The organism is Sphingobium lactosutens, assembly GCF_013393185.1.
GTDB classification, from domain to species: domain Bacteria; phylum Pseudomonadota; class Alphaproteobacteria; order Sphingomonadales; family Sphingomonadaceae; genus Sphingobium; species Sphingobium lactosutens_A.
The window spans coordinates 76140-94968 of the sequence record NZ_QJQX01000082.1 but is presented as its reverse complement, the minus strand read 5'-3'; the positions used below and the strand labels follow the sequence as shown (position 1 = coordinate 94968).

17 protein-coding genes are annotated in these 18829 nt (G+C 60.4%); 15 read left to right on the top strand and 2 right to left on the bottom strand.

Annotated elements, in window-relative coordinates; all coding sequences use genetic code 11:
- Window positions 1–131 precede the first annotated feature (131 nt).
- The 15 genes from DM806_RS24260 (at window position 132) to DM806_RS24190 (ending at window position 17280) form a co-directional block, all read left to right on the top strand.
- On the top strand, window positions 132–1364 hold the full coding sequence (locus DM806_RS24260) for an MFS transporter (protein ID WP_179045716.1): 1233 nt from the start codon (window positions 132–134) through the stop codon (window positions 1362–1364).
- Complete coding sequence (locus tag DM806_RS24255) at window positions 1361–2371, top strand: sugar phosphate isomerase/epimerase family protein (RefSeq protein WP_179045715.1); 1011 nt, start codon at window positions 1361–1363, stop codon at window positions 2369–2371. The genes DM806_RS24260 and DM806_RS24255 overlap by 4 nt, the downstream gene beginning before the upstream one ends.
- 12 nt (window positions 2372–2383) lie before the next feature.
- Complete coding sequence (locus DM806_RS24250) at window positions 2384–2776, top strand: C-glycoside deglycosidase beta subunit domain-containing protein (RefSeq protein ID WP_179045714.1); 393 nt, start codon at window positions 2384–2386, stop codon at window positions 2774–2776.
- Between the two features lie 89 nt (window positions 2777–2865).
- On the top strand, window positions 2866–3810 hold the full coding sequence (locus DM806_RS24245; RefSeq protein WP_179045713.1) for an alpha/beta hydrolase: 945 nt from the start codon (window positions 2866–2868) through the stop codon (window positions 3808–3810).
- A 35-nt stretch (window positions 3811–3845) separates the two neighbouring features.
- The gene (locus tag DM806_RS24240) at window positions 3846–4457 is read left to right on the top strand and encodes a thioredoxin family protein (RefSeq protein ID WP_179045712.1); all 612 of its coding nucleotides are present in this window, start codon (window positions 3846–3848) and stop codon (window positions 4455–4457) included.
- Window positions 4448–4960 carry a hypothetical protein gene (locus DM806_RS24235; protein WP_179045711.1) on the top strand — a complete coding sequence of 171 codons (513 nt, stop codon included), beginning with the start codon at window positions 4448–4450 and terminating at the stop codon, window positions 4958–4960. The genes DM806_RS24240 and DM806_RS24235 overlap by 10 nt, the downstream gene beginning before the upstream one ends.
- A gap of 184 nt (window positions 4961–5144) precedes the next feature.
- Complete coding sequence (locus tag DM806_RS24230) at window positions 5145–6269, top strand: LLM class flavin-dependent oxidoreductase (RefSeq protein WP_306294798.1); 1125 nt, start codon at window positions 5145–5147, stop codon at window positions 6267–6269.
- A 60-nt stretch (window positions 6270–6329) separates the two neighbouring features.
- On the top strand, window positions 6330–6920 hold the full coding sequence (locus DM806_RS24225; protein WP_179045709.1) for an NADPH-dependent FMN reductase: 591 nt from the start codon (window positions 6330–6332) through the stop codon (window positions 6918–6920).
- Window positions 6917–9301 carry a beta-glucosidase gene (locus DM806_RS24220; RefSeq protein ID WP_256869469.1) on the top strand — a complete coding sequence of 795 codons (2385 nt, stop codon included), beginning with the start codon at window positions 6917–6919 and terminating at the stop codon, window positions 9299–9301. Before DM806_RS24225 ends, DM806_RS24220 begins: the two co-directional genes overlap by 4 nt.
- 58 nt (window positions 9302–9359) lie before the next feature.
- Window positions 9360–10469 carry a Gfo/Idh/MocA family protein gene (locus DM806_RS24215; protein ID WP_179045737.1) on the top strand — a complete coding sequence of 370 codons (1110 nt, stop codon included), beginning with the start codon at window positions 9360–9362 and terminating at the stop codon, window positions 10467–10469.
- Between the two features lies 1 nt (window position 10470).
- Complete coding sequence (locus tag DM806_RS24210; RefSeq protein WP_179045708.1) at window positions 10471–11529, top strand: sugar phosphate isomerase/epimerase family protein; 1059 nt, start codon at window positions 10471–10473, stop codon at window positions 11527–11529.
- Between the two features lie 25 nt (window positions 11530–11554).
- Complete coding sequence (locus tag DM806_RS24205; RefSeq protein ID WP_179045707.1) at window positions 11555–12397, top strand: 3-keto-disaccharide hydrolase; 843 nt, start codon at window positions 11555–11557, stop codon at window positions 12395–12397.
- 124 nt (window positions 12398–12521) lie between these two features.
- Window positions 12522–14852: a TonB-dependent receptor gene (locus DM806_RS24200; RefSeq protein WP_179045706.1), complete on the top strand. Its 2331-nt coding sequence runs from the start codon at window positions 12522–12524 to the stop codon at window positions 14850–14852.
- Between the two features lie 173 nt (window positions 14853–15025).
- Complete coding sequence (locus DM806_RS24195) at window positions 15026–16696, top strand: carboxylesterase/lipase family protein (RefSeq protein WP_179045705.1); 1671 nt, start codon at window positions 15026–15028, stop codon at window positions 16694–16696.
- Between the two features lie 311 nt (window positions 16697–17007).
- A complete protein-coding gene (locus DM806_RS24190; RefSeq protein ID WP_179045704.1) occupies window positions 17008–17280 on the top strand; it encodes a helix-turn-helix transcriptional regulator in 273 nt (90 codons plus the stop codon).
- 374 nt (window positions 17281–17654) lie between these two features.
- Here DM806_RS24190 and DM806_RS27460 read toward each other — a convergent pair whose 3' ends face one another.
- A complete protein-coding gene (locus DM806_RS27460) occupies window positions 17655–17921 on the bottom strand; it encodes a hypothetical protein (RefSeq protein WP_256869468.1) in 267 nt (88 codons plus the stop codon).
- 155 nt (window positions 17922–18076) lie between these two features.
- A complete protein-coding gene (locus DM806_RS27455; RefSeq protein WP_256869467.1) occupies window positions 18077–18550 on the bottom strand; it encodes a tyrosine-type recombinase/integrase in 474 nt (157 codons plus the stop codon).
- Between the last annotated feature and the right edge of the window lie 279 nt (window positions 18551–18829).

The following is an 18829-nucleotide window of genomic DNA, read 5'->3' as shown; positions in this document are numbered from 1 at the left end:
CGACACATGGCCCAACTCTGAGCTTTGAAGGCCAGCGGATGATTGACACACCACATCATAACCAATAGAAGAATATTTGTTCTAATTAGAGGCGGCGATGAGTCGCCCGGTGCAGAGGAGCTTGCGGCGCCGTGCGTTCACTAATCGATTTTTTCCGGCGCCTCACGCTGGTTCCCCAAGGCATTACCATTGTCGTGGCCGGCTTTCTGCCAGTTTTCGCGATCGTCTCGATGTTCCCTGCTATCCCGGCAATCATCGATCATTTCGCCACCGATCCTGACGCCCGTTGGAAGGTTCCAATGATGGTGTCGGCCCCGGGCCTCACCATCGCGCTGATCGCGCCATTCGCAGGCTTTTTCGTCGATCGCTTCGGTCGTCGTCCGCTGCTGATCGGTGCAACTCTTCTATATGGCCTCGTCGGAACCGCGCCGTTTTTCCTCGAGAGCTTGAACGCGCTGATTGCCTGCCGCTTGCTGCTTGGCGTTGCAGAAGCTGCGATCCTCACCAGCGTCAATACGTTGATCGCCGATTATTGGGAAGATCGCGGACGTAAGGACTGGCTGTTTCTACAAGGGATTTGCGGCCCCTTTCTGGCTTCAGGCGTAATCCTAATGTCGGGCGCGGCATCCGCTATCCGCTGGAACGGTATTTTCCTGGTCTATGCCGTCGCCTTCCCTGTCTTTGTGGCGATGATCGCTTGGTTGCATGAGCCGCGTCGTGCCGATGGCGCCGCCTTCACCGGCAACGCCCGAAAGGAAAAAGCGCCCCGCACGCCCTTCCCGACGGCATCGATCGCGCTGATCGGCAGCGTAACGTTGATCGCGTCGGCGCTCTATTATGTCTTCATCATCAGCGGCTCGCTGGCATGGCGAGAGGTCGGTGTCATGGACCCGGCGCGCATCGGCCAGTTGACGGCCATCCCCAGCCTGTTCGTGATGCTGGGCGCGCTGATTTTCCGCCTGATGGGCAACATGTCCCACAAGGTCAAACTGGCCACCTTCTTCGGTCTGCTTGGCGTGGGCCTCGCGGGCATTGGTCTCGCGCCCGACTGGCGCTGGCTGACGGCGGCGCTGATCGTTCAGCAGACCGGCGCGGGCATGGCGGTCGCCACCATCATCCTCTGGGCGCAAAGCATGCTGCCCTTCGAGCATCGCGGCCGCGGCATGGGCGTGTGGACCGCCTGCTTTTTCTTCGGTCAATTCTCCAGCCCGTGGCTGGTGCATCAGGCCGAAAACATCGTCGGAACCATGCAGGGCGCGTTCCTTGCAGCGGGTCTGGTAGGCATCATAGCCGCAGTCGTCATTGGCCTTGCGCGGTCCTCGCGCTCGCCACAACCCACCACGCTGTTGCGGAGTAAATCATGACAAGCGACATCAAACGGGGCGTCAGCCTATACAGTTTCCAGCACGAGACCTTTCAGGGCAAGATGAGCCTGGAAGATTGTTTCAAGACCTGCGCCGACATGGGCGCGTTGGGCATCGAGATTATCGGCGAGCAGACCTTCTGGGGTTGGCCCGAAGCCAACGTCGATGAAGCGAAGATCGACGAGTGGCACAGCCTGATCGCGAAGTATAATGCGACCGCCGTCAGCCACGACTTCATGCTCGATTACAAGCGCTACAAGGGCAAGATGATGCCCTTCGAAGAGCAGGTCGCCAGCGTGAAGAAGGACATCGACTTCGGCGCCCGTCTAGGCATGAAGTATATCCGTGCCCTGGTATCGATCGCTCCCGAAGTGCTGGTCGCCGCCGCGCCCTATGCCGAGGAAAAGAACATCAAGATCCTGATCGAAGTGCATGCCCCGCTGCATTTCGACCATCCCTGGATTGTCCGCCATGCCGAAGCCTTTGAAAAGTCGGGTTCGGACGCGCTGGGCTTCCTGCCCGACATGGGCATGTTCCTGTTCAAGTTCCCGCCCGTGTGGAAAGAGCGCTTCATCCGCAACGGCGTACCGCAGAAGATCGCGGATTATATCGAGACCGCCTATGAGGACCGCGTCCTTTCTGAATATGTGATCCTGAACGTGCGGGAAATGGGCGGCGAAGGCCCGGCGCTGGGCATGGCTGAAACGCTGCGTCACAATGCCGCCTTCGAACCCAAGCGGATGCTCGATTACATGCACCGCATCCACAATGTGCACGGCAAATTCTACCAGATGGATGAAGATCTGGTCGAACCCTCCATTCCCTATGATGAGATCGTCAAGGTGCTCAAACAGGGCGGGTATAAGGGCTATATCTGCTCCGAATATGAGGGCAATCGCTGGATCGAGGACGCGCAGGAGGTCGATTCCGTCGAGCAGGTCCGTCGCCAGCAGGAAATGCTGAAGAAGCTGATCGGCGAACCCGCGCCTACCACGATCGCAGCCTGAGGAGACACGGATATGTTCGACAAGATGATGCTGTGCGACGAAGGATTTGAGAATGTCGTCGACAATGGTGAAGTGACCGGCTTCTCGCTGCTCGCCCGCCTGCCCTATTATCGCGGCCTTGGCCTTTCGATGATCGAGGATATTGGCCTCACCATCGATGGCGAAGCGGTCGCGCGCGAGAATGTTCGCTTCTCGGTGCGGGGGCGCAGCTGGACGCTGGACGAGCTGGAGACCGTTTATGACGATCGCTGGAACTTCGGCGAAAAGGCGACGGTCATCGTGAAGCGCCCCGGCGGCCTGACGCCCGGCGCGCACAAGGTGGAGATCGCCGTGCGGATGCGCGTGTCCTACCTGCCCTTCGTTCCCACGACCAAGACTGCCCGCGAACTGCAACTCGCAGCGTGACCTTAAAAGTCGGCATGGCGGCGCATGTCGCCGCCATGCCGATTATCGCTCTTCATGAGTGCGGCCCAGAAAATAATCGGGAGGAGAAGATGATCAGACGTTCCTATTGGCGTTCGGGCGGCGCCGTACTGGCGTTGTTCGCGGCCACGCCGCATATTGCTCTGGCGCAAGCTCCTGCACAAAGCACAGCGCCGACGTTCAGCTTCGCGCCTGCCGCTCCTCCTTCTCAAAACACTGCCATTCCGCTCCGCACCGGCCCGCAAGCGCCCGATGTTCCCGCGGAAAACTGGTTCCTGATGAACGGCGAACTGCAAGTTCGCAACGTATCGGCCGCCACGCTGACCCCTGTCCTGCCAAACCCGGAGAAGGCGACCGGCACGGCCGTCATCGTCGCGCCTGGCGGCGGCTTCCTCGGCCTCGCCATGCAAACTGAAGGCTATGCGGTCGCGCGCTGGCTGGCGGATCATGGGATCGCGGCATTCGTGCTTAAATATCGTTTGGTCCCGACGCCTGCAGACTTCGACGTTTTTGCGCGCGAGATGACCGCAGGCCGCACCGGAAAACCATCAACCGTTCGCCCGCCGCAGGACACGCCCAGCTACAGTCGCGAGGACGGGCTGGCCGCGCTTGCGCTGGTAAGGTCGCGGGCGAAAGAGTGGCGGATCGACCCCAAACGTGTCGGCATGATGGGCTTTTCCGCGGGCGCCTTCACGACCATCGCCACGACGCTTGCCGCAAAAGCGGGGGAGCGCCCGGCCTTCATTGCGCCGATCTATGGCCGCCTGACCCCGCGCGACGTGCCCGTCGACGCCCCGCCCATGTATGCGGTGCTGGCGGAAGACGACCATTTCTTCGCGAGCCAGGGTTTCGGCCTGATCGAAGCCTGGGTGCGCGCTAAACGCCCGGTCGAGTTTCACTTTTACCAGAATGGGGGACATGGCTTCGGCCTTGGCCGACCCGGCACCACCAGCGATGGCTGGATCGAGGGGTTCATGAAGTGGCTCGCCGTCAACGAGTTGCTGGGCAAGCGCTGAAAGCCCGTCGCCTCGCCCCAATCGAAAGGAAAAACATGCTCCGTATGTCACGTATGGAAGGGCTTGGATCACCGGCTCAGCCTTTCGCCCTTCCCGATACCGAAGGGAAAATCACGACGCTGGATGATTTCTCCAGTTCACCGGCCTTACTCGTCGCCTTCATCTGCAATCATTGCCCCTTCGTGCTGCACCTGATCGACCAGTTCGCCGCTTTCGCAAAGGACTATGCGCCGCGCGGGCTGGCGACCGTCGCCATATCGTCCAACGATCCCGGCGAATATGCGGAGGATGATGCCGCGCACATGGCGCGGTTCGTGAAGGATCATGGCCTGACCTTCCCCTATTTGCATGATGGAAATCAGGATGTGGCGCTGGCCTATGGCGCGATCTGCACACCGGACTTTTTCCTGTTCGGACCGGATCGCACGCTGTTCTACGCAGGTCAGTTCGATTCCAGCCGACCCAAGATCGACCGACCGCCCGTTCCTGGCCTGCCGCCGCTGCGTACCGACCTGCCTGTGACGGGAGAAGATATGCGGGCAGCGGTTGACGCTCTGCTCGCCGGGCAACCCGCTCCTCAGCCCCAGCGCGCAAGCGCCGGGTGCAGCATTAAATGGCGCGAAGACAAGGAGCCATCATGGGCGTAAAGCAAGAGATATGGCTGGCCCCTGCGGCGGTTCAGATTCAGGAAAGCGGCCCCGCCTGGCTGGATATCGTTGATGATATGGACTGGTCGAAGGGCCGCGGTTTTCATCGCGGCTTTTCGTCCAGCTTCCGCATCCGTCCCGACAGGAAGGTCTGGTTCCATTTTCCGTTTCAACTGCCCGCAGGCGGCATAGTGGACCGGGCTTCCCTGCTGTGGGAAACGGAGGAAGGCGCGATCGTCAGCTGGGTCTGTGTGCACCACGGCGGCATGCATCGCCAGCATCTGTGCGAACCTAATATCCCGCTGACTGGCACCCCAGAACCGTTCGAGCCGCCGGAGATGTGGCGTCGCTTTTACCCTGCCTCCAACCGATTGCGGACCGACCTGCCGGTCGAACCCGTGATCGAAACGCGCTTTGGCGTTCAGCTGTGTGTGCAGGTGGACGGTCCCGGCATAGTGCGCTTTTACGGCGCTGGCCTGCACTTTACCGCGCCCGACGCGTGATCCCTCACACAGCATGCGGTCCCCTTTGCCGGGCCAGAAATAGAATAGCCCTTCGAATTAATGGTTGACAGCGTATGTATAAAGTACGTATCAGCAATGAGAATTAATGTTCTAATTAAGTGGCGAACTCGCGGCTTCCCAAGCTGATGAGAACGGATTGTCATACTGCGCCCAAAGGGCAGCGATGGAGGGGATAATGCGCTTTTCTGTGTTCCTTAATGCTCGTTCGATGGCCGCTGATGAGGATCGCAAACTGATCCAGGATCTGACAGCGCACGCTACGCAAGCCGAAAAGCTGGGCTTCGATGCGATCTTCATGCCGGATCATCATTTCAACGGCTATATGCCGATCGCTTCGGACAGCTTCATGTTCGCTTCCTATCTGGCTGCGAAGCTGCCGCGCATGCATTTCGGCTTTTCCGTCGTTTCCGTGCCCCTGCACCATCCCGTGCGTTTCGTGGAACGGATCAACATCCTCGATCAGTTGACCGACGGCAAGCTGCTGGTGGGCGTGGGCAGCGGCACCACGCCCGAAGAAATGATCGGCTTTGGCGTCAACTATAAGGAAGCCGGACAGGTTTCGGAGAACAACCTCGCCATCGCGGAGCAGCTGTGGGCGAAGAGCATGGAAGACCCGGCTGTCGATATCGACAATGGACCACATAAGGGCCGCGTTCTCCAGCGCATCGCCCCGGCGCAATATTCGCCGCGCCACGCCCGCCTGATGCCCGTCGCCATGAAGGAAGCGAGCGCCCGCCGCGCCGCCGAAAATGGCTGGCCTGCATTCATCCCTGCCTTCACCCCGCCCCAGATCGGCGGCACGGAACCGATGAAGCATGTCGCCAAATATTTCGGCGTTTACCGCCAGATGCTGGACGAAGCGGGTCATTCGCCGGAAGTCATCGCCGCCGCGCTGGACTGGACGACGCACACCTATCAGGTGGTCCATGTCGCCGAAACGGACGAGCAGGCACGCGAGGAACTGGAAGTGATCCTGCGTTCCTACCAGAACGCGATCGAACGCGAGGCGGAATTCAACGCGCGCGCCGAATCGGACTCGGCAAACAAGAAGACCGATCGCACGCCCAACGCGCTGACCGATGACTGGATCGGCACATGGTGCCTCTATGGCTCGCCGGAAACGGTGATCGAGCATCTCAAACCCTATGAGGAGCTGGGCATCGGCAACATCCTGTGCGGCACCACAACCGGCCCGCTGACCAAGGAACGGCTGCGCCTTGGCGACCAAACGCTGCGCTTGTTGTCGGAAAAGGTGATGCCCGCGTTCAAGGTATCCGAACCCATCTGATGAATTGTCGATGAGCGCGGTCCGCAAGAAGGCCGCGCCATTTTCTGAATGGAGTGCGATATGTCGGATTCTTCCTTGCCGCGTGCCAAGCGGATCGTCGGCCTTGGCGGCACGTTCCGTCAGGCGTCCTCCAGTGAACGGATCGTTCGCGCGGTGCTTTCCGAATGTGCCCGACTAAGCGCGGAAACAATCATGTTCGATGGTCCGGCGCTTGCAGCCCTGCCGCATTTCAACCCTGAAAATCCGCAGCGTACCGAACAGGAGACTGCGCTGGTGGAGGCCATCCGCTCGGCTGACGGCATCGTCATAGGCAGCCCCGGCTATCATGGCGGCTATTCGGGCCTGGTGAAGAATGCGGTCGATCTGCTGGAAGACCTGCGCAGCGACACCCGCGTCTACTTCGACGGTCGCCCCGTCGGGTTGGTCGTCACCGCAGCGGGCTGGCAGGCTTGCGGCACCACCCTTTCCGCGCTCCGCGACGTCGTGCACGCCATGCGTGGCTGGCCGACCCCGGTCGGCATCGCCGTCAATTCGGTGGAGCAGCGCCCCTTCGCCCCCGACGGCAGCCTAGCCGATGAAGGCGTCGCCGGAGCCATTCGCGCGCAGGCGATGCAGATCATGCGCTTTTCCATGCTGGAGCAACCCGCTTGACCGATAACCTTACCCCCAGCCAGCGCCTGGCCATGAGTGCGGGCGCCACCATGTGGACCACCGTGGGCTATGAGGAGGCCGGAATTCCTTCGCTGGCCATGGCGGACGGCCCCATGGGCATCGCGAGCGGTCGTGTCGATGAACGCGACATCGCCCTTCTTAGCCCCTGCCCTACCGCGCTGGGCGCGAGTTGGGACGTAGAATTGAACAAGCGCGTGGGCGCGCTAGTCGGCGGAGAAGCGATCCGCATGGGCGTGGACATGGTCCTTGCGCCCAACGTCAACCTTGCCCGCAGCCCGCTTGCAGGCCGCGCTTTCGAATATTTTTCGGAAGAGCCGCTGCTGGCCGGTATCATAGGCGCCGCATGGGCGACCGGTTTGCAATCCACCGGCACCGCTTCGGTCGCCAAGCATCTCGTCTGCAACGATAGCGAAACCGACCGCGACCACATGAACGCCGTTGTCGATGAACGCACGTTGCGCGAAATCTATCTGCTGCCGTTCGAACTGTGCGCGAACGCTGGGGTCGGCGGGATGCTCGTCGCCTATAATCGCCTCAACGGCGACTGGTGCGCGGAGCAGCACCATGTCATGACCGCCGTCGTCAAGGACGAATGGCGCTTTCCCGGCGTGCTGATGAGCGACTGGTTCGGCACCCATTCCACTGTCGCGACGCTCAACGCCGGGCTGGATCTGGAAATGCCTGGTCCCGCACGCTTCCTTGGTCCCAAAGCTGCCGAAGCGGTCGCGCAGGGTGAGATCAGCGAAGATCGCGTGACCGACGCTGCATCACGCGTCGCGCTCGCTGCACTCCGGTTCAAGGGCGAGAAAAACGCTCCGATCACGGGCAAGGCGGCCGATGACCTGCTGGTGGAAGCAGCCGCCGCAGGGTTCGTGCTGCTGCGCAATGAAGGCAGCTTGCTCCCGCTGGTTCCGGGACGCGACCGGCATGTTGCGATCATCGGGCCGAACGCGGCTGCTCCCTGTTATCAAGGCGGCACCTTCGCCAAGATTTCTGCCACCCCCATCACGGTTCGCCCGCTCGAAGCGATCATGACGCGTTACGCCGGTCATGCGCATGTGGATTACGAACCCGGCGTCGACCCGCAACCCCGCCTGCCATCCATGTCCGTCAGCCCGGTCCGCGACCTGGGCGATGGCTATGTCAGTGGCATGACCGTGGATTATTATGACGGACAGGGCAACGATGCGCGCCTGATCGCAAGCGAAACCCGCGACACCAATTCGCTCGTATGGTTCGCGGGCGTTCACGACGATGTCGCCGCTCTCGGTCGCCCCGCTCGCATCGTGGCACGGGGCCTGTTCCATGCGCAGGATGACGGCGACCATCTTTTCTATGTCGGCGCCACCGGCCCGGTCACGATGCGGATCGACGGGGTTGACCTGATCGCGCAACAGGAAGCCATCCCGTCATCAGATGTGATGGGCAAGCTCAAGAGCGGCGATGCCCGTCATGCCGCGATAAAACTGAACGCCGGTCAGGATTATGCAGTCGAGGTCGAGTTCACCTATGATCCCGCGCGCGTACATGGTTTATGGTATGGCATCCGCCGCCCGGACTCGGCCGAAGCGATGCTGGGTCGCGCGGTCGCGCTGGCGCAAAAGGCCGATGCTGTCATCCTCATCGTCGGCGAAACGTCCGACGCCAGCGTGGAAAGCAAGGACCGCAGCCACACTCACCTGCCCGAAGAACAGGTGGCGCTGATCGAGGCTGTCACCGCCGCCAACCCGCGCACCGCCGTTATCGCCAATGTCGGTCACGCGTTCGATACCAGTTGGGAGGATAAAGCCGCGGCCCTGCTCGTCGCTTGGTATCCGGGCGAAGGGTTCGGCACTGCCATCGCGCAGGTGCTGGCGGGCGATCTGGAACCGGGCGGGCGGATGCCCGTATCCATCGCGCGGCAGGAAGCGGACTATCCCGCCCTGTCGCTGACGCCCGACGCGAACGGCGATCTTGCCTACCGTGAGGGAACCCGGCTGGGGTATCGCGGCATGGCCAATCCCCGGCACACGCTGGGCGCGGGCTTCGGCTATGCGGATATGGCCCTGCTCTCCGCCAGCATTACGACCGTCGAGGATGGCTGCCTCGTCACGGCCACGGTGGAGAACCGGTCCGACCGGCCGGGCAGCGACGTGATACAGATCTATCGCCGGGAGCCGGAACTGGCGCTGGTCGGTTTTGCCAAGCTGCATCTACATCCGGGCGAACGACGCGATCTGACTATCACGATCCCTACGCGCCGCCTGCAATATTGGAACGATGGCTGGCGGGACATTGCATCGCCCCGCCTCTTCGTAGGCCGCTCCGCCGCCGATATCGCCTTCGACCTCTCGATCACAGCGCCGGAGACCATCGCTTGAGCCGCATCACCATGGTTGCCCCGGCCGGTCTAGGAGAATAGCGTTGACGAAGCTTCGCATGGGAATGGTCGGCGGTGGTCCCGGCGCATTTATCGGGCCGGTGCACCGCATCGCCGCAGAACTGGACGGCGCCATTGCCTTGGCCGCGGGCGCGTTCAGCAGCGACGCTGCTCGCTCCCGCGATGCCGGGCAACGGTACCGCATCGATGCCGCGCGGGCCTATGCAGATCTCGACACGATGATTGCCGCCGAAACGGGCCGGGACGATGGCATCGATTTTCTGTCGATCGTCACGCCCAACCATCTGCACCTGCCGGCCGCGAAAGCCGCGCTGGCCGCAGGCCTGCCCGTGTTGAGCGACAAGCCCGCCACGGCGACGCTGGACGAAGCGCTCGAACTGCGCCACTTGGTCCGCGCATCAGGGCAGCCCTACGCCCTCACCTACACCTATTCGGGCTATCCGTTGGTGCGCGAAGCCCGCGCCCGTATCGCTGCGGGGGGGCTGGGCAAGATTCGCAAGGTCGTGGTCGAATATCCGCAGGGATGGCTGGCAGGTGAAGCCAGCGGCAAGCAGGCCGAATGGCGTGTCGATCCCGCGCGCTCAGGGCTTGGCGGCTGCATTGGCGATATCGGGGTCCATGCCTTCCATCTGGCGGAGTTCGTCACGGGCCTGTCTGTCACCGAACTGCTGGCCGATCTGGCCGCCGTGGTGCCGGGCCGGGCGCTGGACGATGACTGCACTGTGCTGTTGCGCTTTGACAATGGCGCGCGCGGAGTATTGATGGCGTCCCAGATTGCGGTCGGTGAACGTAACGGCCTGCATATTCGCGTCTATGGCGAAACGGGCGGACTGGACTGGCGGCAGGAATCGCCCAACGCCCTCATCCTGCATCATGGCAATGGCCGCACCGAGATTATTCAGGCTGGCGACACGGCGCTCGGCCCTGATGCACGCATAGCCAGCCGGACACCCGGCGGCCATCCGGAAGGCTATCTGGAGGCCTTCGCCAACCTCTATGCCGATTTCGCCCGCCTTCTGCGCGGCGAACCCGCGCCTTTGCTGCCCGGCATAGACGACGGAGTCCGCTCGATGGCCTTTATCTCCACCGCTGTGGACGCAAGCGCCCGGCAGGCAGGCTGGGTGCCCCTCCTCGTTCCCGGAGAATGACATGAAAACGATCCTTGGCCCGGCCATTTTCCTGGCGCAGTTCGCGGGCGACACCGCACCGTTCAACAGCCTCGATTCCATCGCCCGCTGGGTTGCCGGACTGGGCTATAAGGGTGTGCAGATTCCAAGCTGGGACGCGCGCCTGTTCGATCTTGCGAAGGCCGCCGAGAGTCAGGATTATTGCGACGAAGTGAAAGGCGCCCTCGCCGCGCATGGGCTGTCGATCACCGAACTGTCGACCCATTTGCAGGGGCAACTTGTAGCCGTCCATCCCGCCTATGATGCGCAGTTCGACGCCTTCGCCGCGCCCGAAGTCCGCGGCAATCCGGCTGCCCGGCAGGCATGGGCCGTCGATCAGGTCAAGAAGGCCGCCCGTGCCAGCCAGCGCTTGGGCCTTACCGCTCATGCCACATTTTCCGGCGCACTGGCCTGGCCCTATGTCTATCCCTGGCCACAACGTCCCGCGGGACTGGTCGAGGATGCGTTCGACGAACTCGCCCGGCGCTGGAAGCCGATCCTAGATGTTTTCGAGGATCATGGCGTCGACGCAGCGTTCGAAATCCATCCCGGTGAGGATCTGCACGATGGCGTGACTTTTGAGATGTTTCTCGATCGGGTCGGCAATCACCCGCGCGCCAACATCCTTTACGATCCCAGCCATTTCGTGTTGCAACAACTGGACTATCTGGCCTTTATCGACATCTACCACGAACGCATCAAATGCTTCCATGCGAAGGACGCCGAGTTCCGCCCATCGGGCCGTTCGGGCGTCTATGGCGGCTATCAGGGATGGGCCGACCGTCCCGGTCGTTTCCGGTCTCTGGGTGACGGTCAAGTCGATTTCCCGGCGATCTTCTCGAAGATGGCGAAGAATGATTTCCCCGGCTGGGCCGTGCTGGAATGGGAATGCGCGCTCAAACATCCCGAGGTCGGCGCAGCGGAAGGTGCTCCCTTCATCCAGCGGCACATCATTCAAGTCACCGAACATGCCTTCGACGATTTCGCGGCTGGCGGTGCAGATCGCACATTGAACCGCCGGGTGATGGGCTTGGCAGAATAACCGACAAAACAGGAGGTGTGAGCATATGAATCGCCGGGAGTTGATCGCCAGTTCCACATGTCTGGCCCTGTCGTCGCTCTTCGCCCTGCCTTCCCACGCGGCCGACGCAGAGAGCGGCTGGCAACCGCTGTTCGACGGCAAATCCCTCGACGGCTGGCGCTTCTACCAGGAGGGGATCGGGGACATCGATAAACTGGGCGCCGTCTCGATCGAGCGGGGCGGCATTCTGCATTTCCTGCCACCTGCCTATAGCGGCGAGAGCGCGCCTCCCGGTCATATCTCGACCGTTGCGGAATGGGAAAATTACCACCTCCGCCTCGATTTTCGCTACGGCGAAACCCGCTGGCCGCCGCGCAAATTGCAACGGCGTAATAGCGGCATCCTCTATCATATGGGACCGGAAACCGATCGCCTGTTCCCCGATTGCGTCGAGTTCCAACTGGAGGAAGGCGATGTCGGCGACGCAATCATGGTCAACACGCTTGGGCTACAGGGACCATCGCTGGGCGGGACGCCGCTATGGCCCAACTGGATCCCGGCTTTCCCTTCCGACTATCAAACGCCTGTCAAGGCGGGCGCTTACAGCCGCCAATGGCACCGCCATTCCGGCGAGTATGAACGGCTCGACGACTGGAACAGGATCGACCTCTATGCCTTTGGCGATCAGGCAGCCCATCTCGTCAATGGTCGTATCGTGAACACTATCTTCCAAATGCTGAAAACCGATCGCGATGGCAACAAAACCCCTCTCACCAAGGGCCGTATCGCACTGGAAATGGAATGGGCCGAAGTGATGTTCCGAAACGTCATGATTCGCCCGCTCGACAAGAACGCTATCGGCAGGATCAAGTCCCAGGGATCGGACTGAATCGTCCTTCTCAGCATTTTTCGCGCTGACGAAATCTCTTGACGAATCCAGAATAACTAAACTAGAACGATCATTGTTATTCATAGGACTGGAACAGCCAGTCAGACACAAAGGGGAGGATAGCATGAAGCTGTTTCTTGGCACGTCGGCGCTTGCGATGATGATGGCGTTCGGCGGCAGTATGGCGGCACAGGCCGCCGAAGACATCCAAGAGGCCGGCACCGCATCGGCAGCCGCCGACACACCGGCAGACATGTCCGCAGACATCATCGTCACGGCGCAGAACCGGCAGCAGTCGGTACAGGATGTGCCTATCGCGATTGCAGTGCTGTCGGGCGAGCAGCTCGCCGCAGCCGGTGTGACGGATGTTGCGTCCGTCGAAAAGGTTTCACCGTCGCTTCAGATCACCAGCGACACCACAGCCACGCGCGTTACCGTTCGCGGCGTCGGCACGCTGAGCAACAGCGAAAGCCAGGATCAGTCGATCGCGGTGAACATTGATGGCGAATATATCAATCGCCCGACTATTTTGAATGCCGCGATCTTCGACCTGGAGCGCGTCGAGGTACTGCGCGGCCCTCAGGGCACTCTTTACGGTCGCAACTCCACTGGCGGCGCAGTGAATTTCATCACGCGCAAGCCCGGCAAGGAGTTTGGCGTCAATGCATCCGCGACCTATGGCAACTATAACCAGGTCATCGCCGAGGGCGGGGTCGATGTTCCGCTGGGCGATATCGGTGCCATCCGCGTCGCCGGTATCTATTCCGACCACAAGGGCTATAACAAGCATAACAACACTTTCCTGTCGCTGCCGCAGTTCACGGCGCGGAAGGGGCAGCGCAGTGGCGACGACCACACCTGGGCTGGCCGCGCTACCCTGCGCCTGACGCCCGTGGATGGCCTGACGGTCGATGCGACCTATGAACATGCCGAACAGGAAATCGTCCCGGCATCGCAGGCCTATGCGAACATGAACCTGCCCGCAAACGCACCGGGCGCCAACTGCCAGTTGAACGGCTATATCGAAGTTGGGCCGAACACGCCGGGTGTGCAATGCATCCCTCAGAACACCAATTTCCTGGCCAAGATCAATCGCAACACTTATGATGCGGCGCTTACAGGAACCGGCATATTCAATCTGGAGTCCGATGCTGTTCGCGGGCGCATCGCTTATGATTTTGGTCTGGCGACCTTGACCTATACGGGTGGCTATCGTTCCACCTCTACTAATGGTGAACTTGGCCTTGGTCCAGCCTATCTCAGCAAGAACTGGGGCGGCACAGTCAAAACACAAAGTCACGAACTTCGCTTGAATGGTGATGCAGGCGGCATTCAATGGCAGACTGGCGCCTTTTTCTTCAAAGAAAAGCTGACCACCGATAGTGGCCTGTATAATCCCTTCGTTGGCGCTAATGGCAGCTACATCAACTACTTCCGTCGCCCAACTACCAGCGAAAGCTGGTCCGTGTTCGGTCAGGTCGAAGTTCCGCTTGCTGAAACACTGACAGCGGTAGGCGGCGCTCGCTATACGAAGGACAAGCGCCGCGCGGTCTATAATAATTACGGCTTCCGCTTCAATTCCGGACTGGTGGAGATTACGGCCCCGGCAACCAACGCGCTGAATCTGCGCTATAACGGCGATCACTTCAATTATCTGGTGGGCCTGAACTACAAGCCGAATGCCGACACGTTGATCTACGGCAAGATGTCCACCGGTTACAAGGCGGGCGGCTTCGATTCGGTCGGCACCTTCAAGCCGGAAACCAACACGGCCTATGAAGGCGGTCTGAAATTCAACTTTGGTGGCGCGGCGCGCAACCAGTTTAACGTCGCGGGCTTCTACTACGACTATAAGGATCTTCAGAACGACGTCCTTCTTGACGCCGCCCTGGGTGCCCAGACCTTCAATTCAGGTAAGGCAACCATCTACGGCATCGAAGTCGAAACGGTCATCAATCTGTCGCCCAATGATCGCTTCAATGCGACGTTCAATTACCTGCATGCGAAATATGATGAATTCATCGCTTCCTATGCTGTTCTGAACCCTGCGGTTCCCAACCAGACGTCGCTTCTTGCAATCGACAACCCGAATCTGGCGGGCAATCGCCTTGCCCAGACGCCGAAGTTCGTTATCGGCGTGGGCTATGAGCATGTGTTCGATCTCGGTTCGTCCGGGACGATCACGGCGAATGCCTTCTCGCGGTTCAAAAGCGATTATTTCCTGACCTTCTTCAACTACAACGACTCCCGTCAGGCAGCTTACACGCAAAGTGACCTCAGCCTGTCGTACAAGCCGGAGAACGGAAAGTTCAACGTTCAGGCGTTCGTCCGCAATCTGGAAAATGTACGTCCGCTGGCTTTCGCCGGTTATATTGCGGCAGGGCCGGACGACATCTTCAACTTCCAGTTCGGTGCGCCACGCACATACGGCGTACGCGTCTCGTTCGACTTCTGATGCATAAGGCAGCCGCCGCACCCCACCGGTGCGGCGGTTTTGCCACGCAGGCCAGATACCAGGCCTGTACTTAAATTCATTCGGCCAAGCGGCCCGCCCCTGTCGGCAACGATCCAAACCTGCCGTTCCAGCCGCGCGCTACGCATATAATCTGATAGCTGGAGTGAGTATCGATGCCCTCGGATGAACCGTTCGACGTGAGCCGTCGCTCCTTATTCGGTGGAGCGCTTGCGACCGCCGCGCTGGTCGCCTCCGAAGCATCGGCACAACGGCATGACGCCAAAGCTTCCCTTGCAGAAACGCCCCAAGTGGCGACCCCAATCGACGCAACCGTAGAAACGCAAAGCGGGCGCGTGCGCGGGTTCACTCGCGGCGGAACCTATATATTCCGCGGCATCCCCTATGGCGGCAAGGTCAGCGGCGATCGCCGTTTCCTTCCCGCTACTTCTCCAGAACCCTGGACAGGTGTCCGCTCGACACTCAGCCTGGGTCCAACCTGCCCCCAGCCCGCCCGCGACTGGTCCAATGACGAAATGGCGTTCATTGCCGATTGGAATGACGGCCACCCAGGCGAAGACTGCCTGACGCTCAACATCTGGACACTCTCGCCCCGACACTCGCCCGCCTTGCCGGTCATGGTGTGGCTGCATGGCGGCGGCTATGTCACCGGATCGGCGCACGAGCAGCCTGCCTATGAGGGCGCACGGCTTGCTGCGCATGGCGCCGTGGTCGTGACCGTGAACCACCGGCTGGGCGCTTTGGGTTTCATGGATCTGTCGGAAGTGGCAGGCGCGAGCTACGCAGGATCCGGCAACGCCGGTATCACCGATCTGGTTCTCGCGCTGCAATGGGTGCGGGCGAATATCGCCCAATTTGGTGGCGACCCGTCACGCGTGACCATCTTCGGCCAGTCCGGTGGCGGGGGCAAGGTATCGACATTGATGGCGATGCCCCACGCGAAAGGCCTGTTCCATCGTGCGATCGTGATGAGCGGCTCCTTCCCACCGACGCAGCCTCAGGCAACGGCGCGCGAAACGACCCGTGCTGTCATGCAACGTCTTGGAGTCAACGATCTGGCCGGTTTACAGGCGGTATCCGCCGACGCGCTCATCGCAGCCGGCCAGGCCGAATTCGCCAGCCGGTCCACCGGCCCTTCCATTCCGGGCCTGACGGCCGGCCCCATACGTCTGCCGCGCACATGGGCCCCGGTGGTAGATGGAAACATCATACCAGAAGCACCGTGGGAAAGGAGCGCTCCAGCGGTTTCCCGCGACGTTCCACTGATTGTCGGCAGCGTCCGCGACGAATTTCGCCTTTCGACAATGGTGGTTGACGAAGCAGGCCTGCGCAAGCGGCTGCAAGGCATATACGGCCCTGAAAAAGCCCCGCTCATGCTCGCCGCGCTCCGCAAGGATTTTCCGAAACTGTCCATGAACGATCTGGGCGGGGTCGTCAGCGGCATCGCCTGGCGAGTGGCTGCACTTCGTCAACTCGATCTGAAAAAGGCGCAAGGTGGCGCTCCGGCTTACGGATACTGGTTCACCTATGCGCCAGACCTTCTCGACGGGCGTGTCGGTGTGCCGCATTGCGCGGACATCGCCTATGCCTTCGACAATTGCGAAAGGACCGATCAGCTTACCGGCAACACGATGACGGCCAATAAAATTGCCGATGTCATGGCCGCCGCCTTCGTGCGCTTCGCGGCCGACGGCAATCCCGCTGGCACCGATTTGGCGTGGCCTCGTCACGGTGAAGCTGTCGAAACGATGATCTTTGATCGTTCGTCGGGCGCTAAAAACAAGCCGGCACCCAATATATATGCAACCCACCTTAACGAGGTATAAAATAAAATATAGAATAATTAGTATAATTATTGCACTTTGAACAGATATTTCGTTGATATATAAGAGAATAAGACACCACTATTACTGCACTGTAACGAATCTCTACATTTATTCATAAAATTATCCGTTCAATTATCTTGCATATAATTAAGGCATTAAGCGCTGTCATCGCCATTCTTTTTGATGCAGGTGCAATTCAGGCAGCTTTCGAACGCGAAGTTTCGTCGAAGTACGGCCGCCAAGGGCGAGCAGAACAAGCGTCTGCTCGCCCTCACCGACATCGAGGCGGACCCGGACGACACTCAGTCGCCATGAAGTCTGACACATCTGAATGCCCTATTGGCGCGGCGATTGCTGCGGACGCAAGAACGACCTACGGGAAAGACCGCCGGACAGACCGGCTCCTGCGGAAACCTGATGTCACCGCAAAAACCGGGCTGTCCGTTTCGGCTATCTATCGGCTGGAAACTGCGGGTCGCTTCCCTCGCCGCCGCCGTATCGGATTGCGCTCTGTTGCCTGGTACGAGAGCGACATCGAGGATTTTATTGCAGATCCTTTAGGCTACCGTTCAGGTATTGGCTGACCACATCTTGCGCCGGGTCTAGGCCGTGGGTTATGAGGTCAGCCCAGATCTGGATGAGCGCCCCTCGCGGCTTGCGGCACCGCGATCGGTTATAGGACCATTCCGACATCGATACTCCCGGCGGCTCATGGCGAGGACCATATCAATCACCATCCGGTCTCCATCCCTTTCAAGCTCGGCCGCCCGCTCATTCATGATGGTTGAGAATGACGATCGCCATCCGTGGGGCACCATGATGTTCTTGTAGCGACCGGCTCCCATCCGTTTATACATAGTGCTCAGAGCGGCATCCGACATGGACTCGCGCCAGGATTTTGCACTCGGAAAGAGCAGGTCAGAGCCGCCAGTCAAAGGCCGCAGCGCGCGGAGCACTTCTACGGCCTGATGCGGTCATGCCCAAAGGCCGGATTGCCTTTATCCTCGACGTCGAGCTTCATTCGGCTCGCAGGAATACGCCAGATGGGTGCGTTCGGAATTGCGTCGGGATTATCCCAGTCGATGCCTTCGAATTCGGTCCAGAGGGCGGTTCGCAGAACCTCAACCCGGACCAGGGTCAGGGCCAGAAGTCGGGAGGCAAGCTTGACGGTCAGGCTCGAGGTAGACCGGTCCACGACCTTTTGAAATTCGAGGACCTCAGGCACTTCTGTAAGCGCTGGCTGTTTCGATCCGCGGCGCGCCGGTTTGAGAGCATCCTTGATTTCGTCGATCTCTAGCAGGATCGCGTGATCGACGAGCCCCTCCCTCTTCGCACGCCGGAAGACACGCCGCGCACGCGCTTAGCCGTTTCGATAGATCCTCAGGCCTCGATTGTTCGGAGCGCGCGCAGGATAGGCGCGCTTTCGATCTGACCAATCGGAAGATTGCCGAACAAGGGATAAAGGTCGCGTTCGAATCGGTTGCGAACCCGCTTGGCGTTCGAGACCGACCAGATCGGCTCCTGGTCGATCAGCCATTCTTCGGCCAGTTTCCTGAACGTCACCTTCGCGTCCTCGATCCTGGCGATCTTAGCCTTCTGTTTCTCCAGCGCCGCATCCTTTCCTTCAGAGACGAGATTGCGCGCCTCGTAATGGGCCTCCCGTGCAGCGACGAGGCCAAGCTCGGGATAGCGGCCAAGGGTGAGCGTCTTTTCCTTGGGCCCGATTCGATATCGGTACCGCCAGAATTTTCCGCCGGCCGTTGTGACGTGGAGAAAGAGTACTTGAGAATCGGCAAGGCGATAATCGCTGGCCTGAGGCTTGGCATTCTTAATTTCGACGATGGTCAGCGACATGAGATTATACCCTCAAATCGGCCCGCCATGCCCGCAATTATGCCCACAGATTCGCTGAAATGTCCTGGTCTGTCCTGGCCTGTCCTCAGCAAAAACGCTGAAAAACCCCTCTTTTTCAGATGGTTATTATAGCATCAGAACTGTCTTGAAAGCAATCGATGGTGGGCCCGGCACCTACTGAACAGGCCCACACCCTTCGCAGATTTGCGTTACTTCCATCTGACATTGAGCGCCAGATGCCCCCACGGATGCCCCCAGAAGAAAATCACTGTTTTCGCG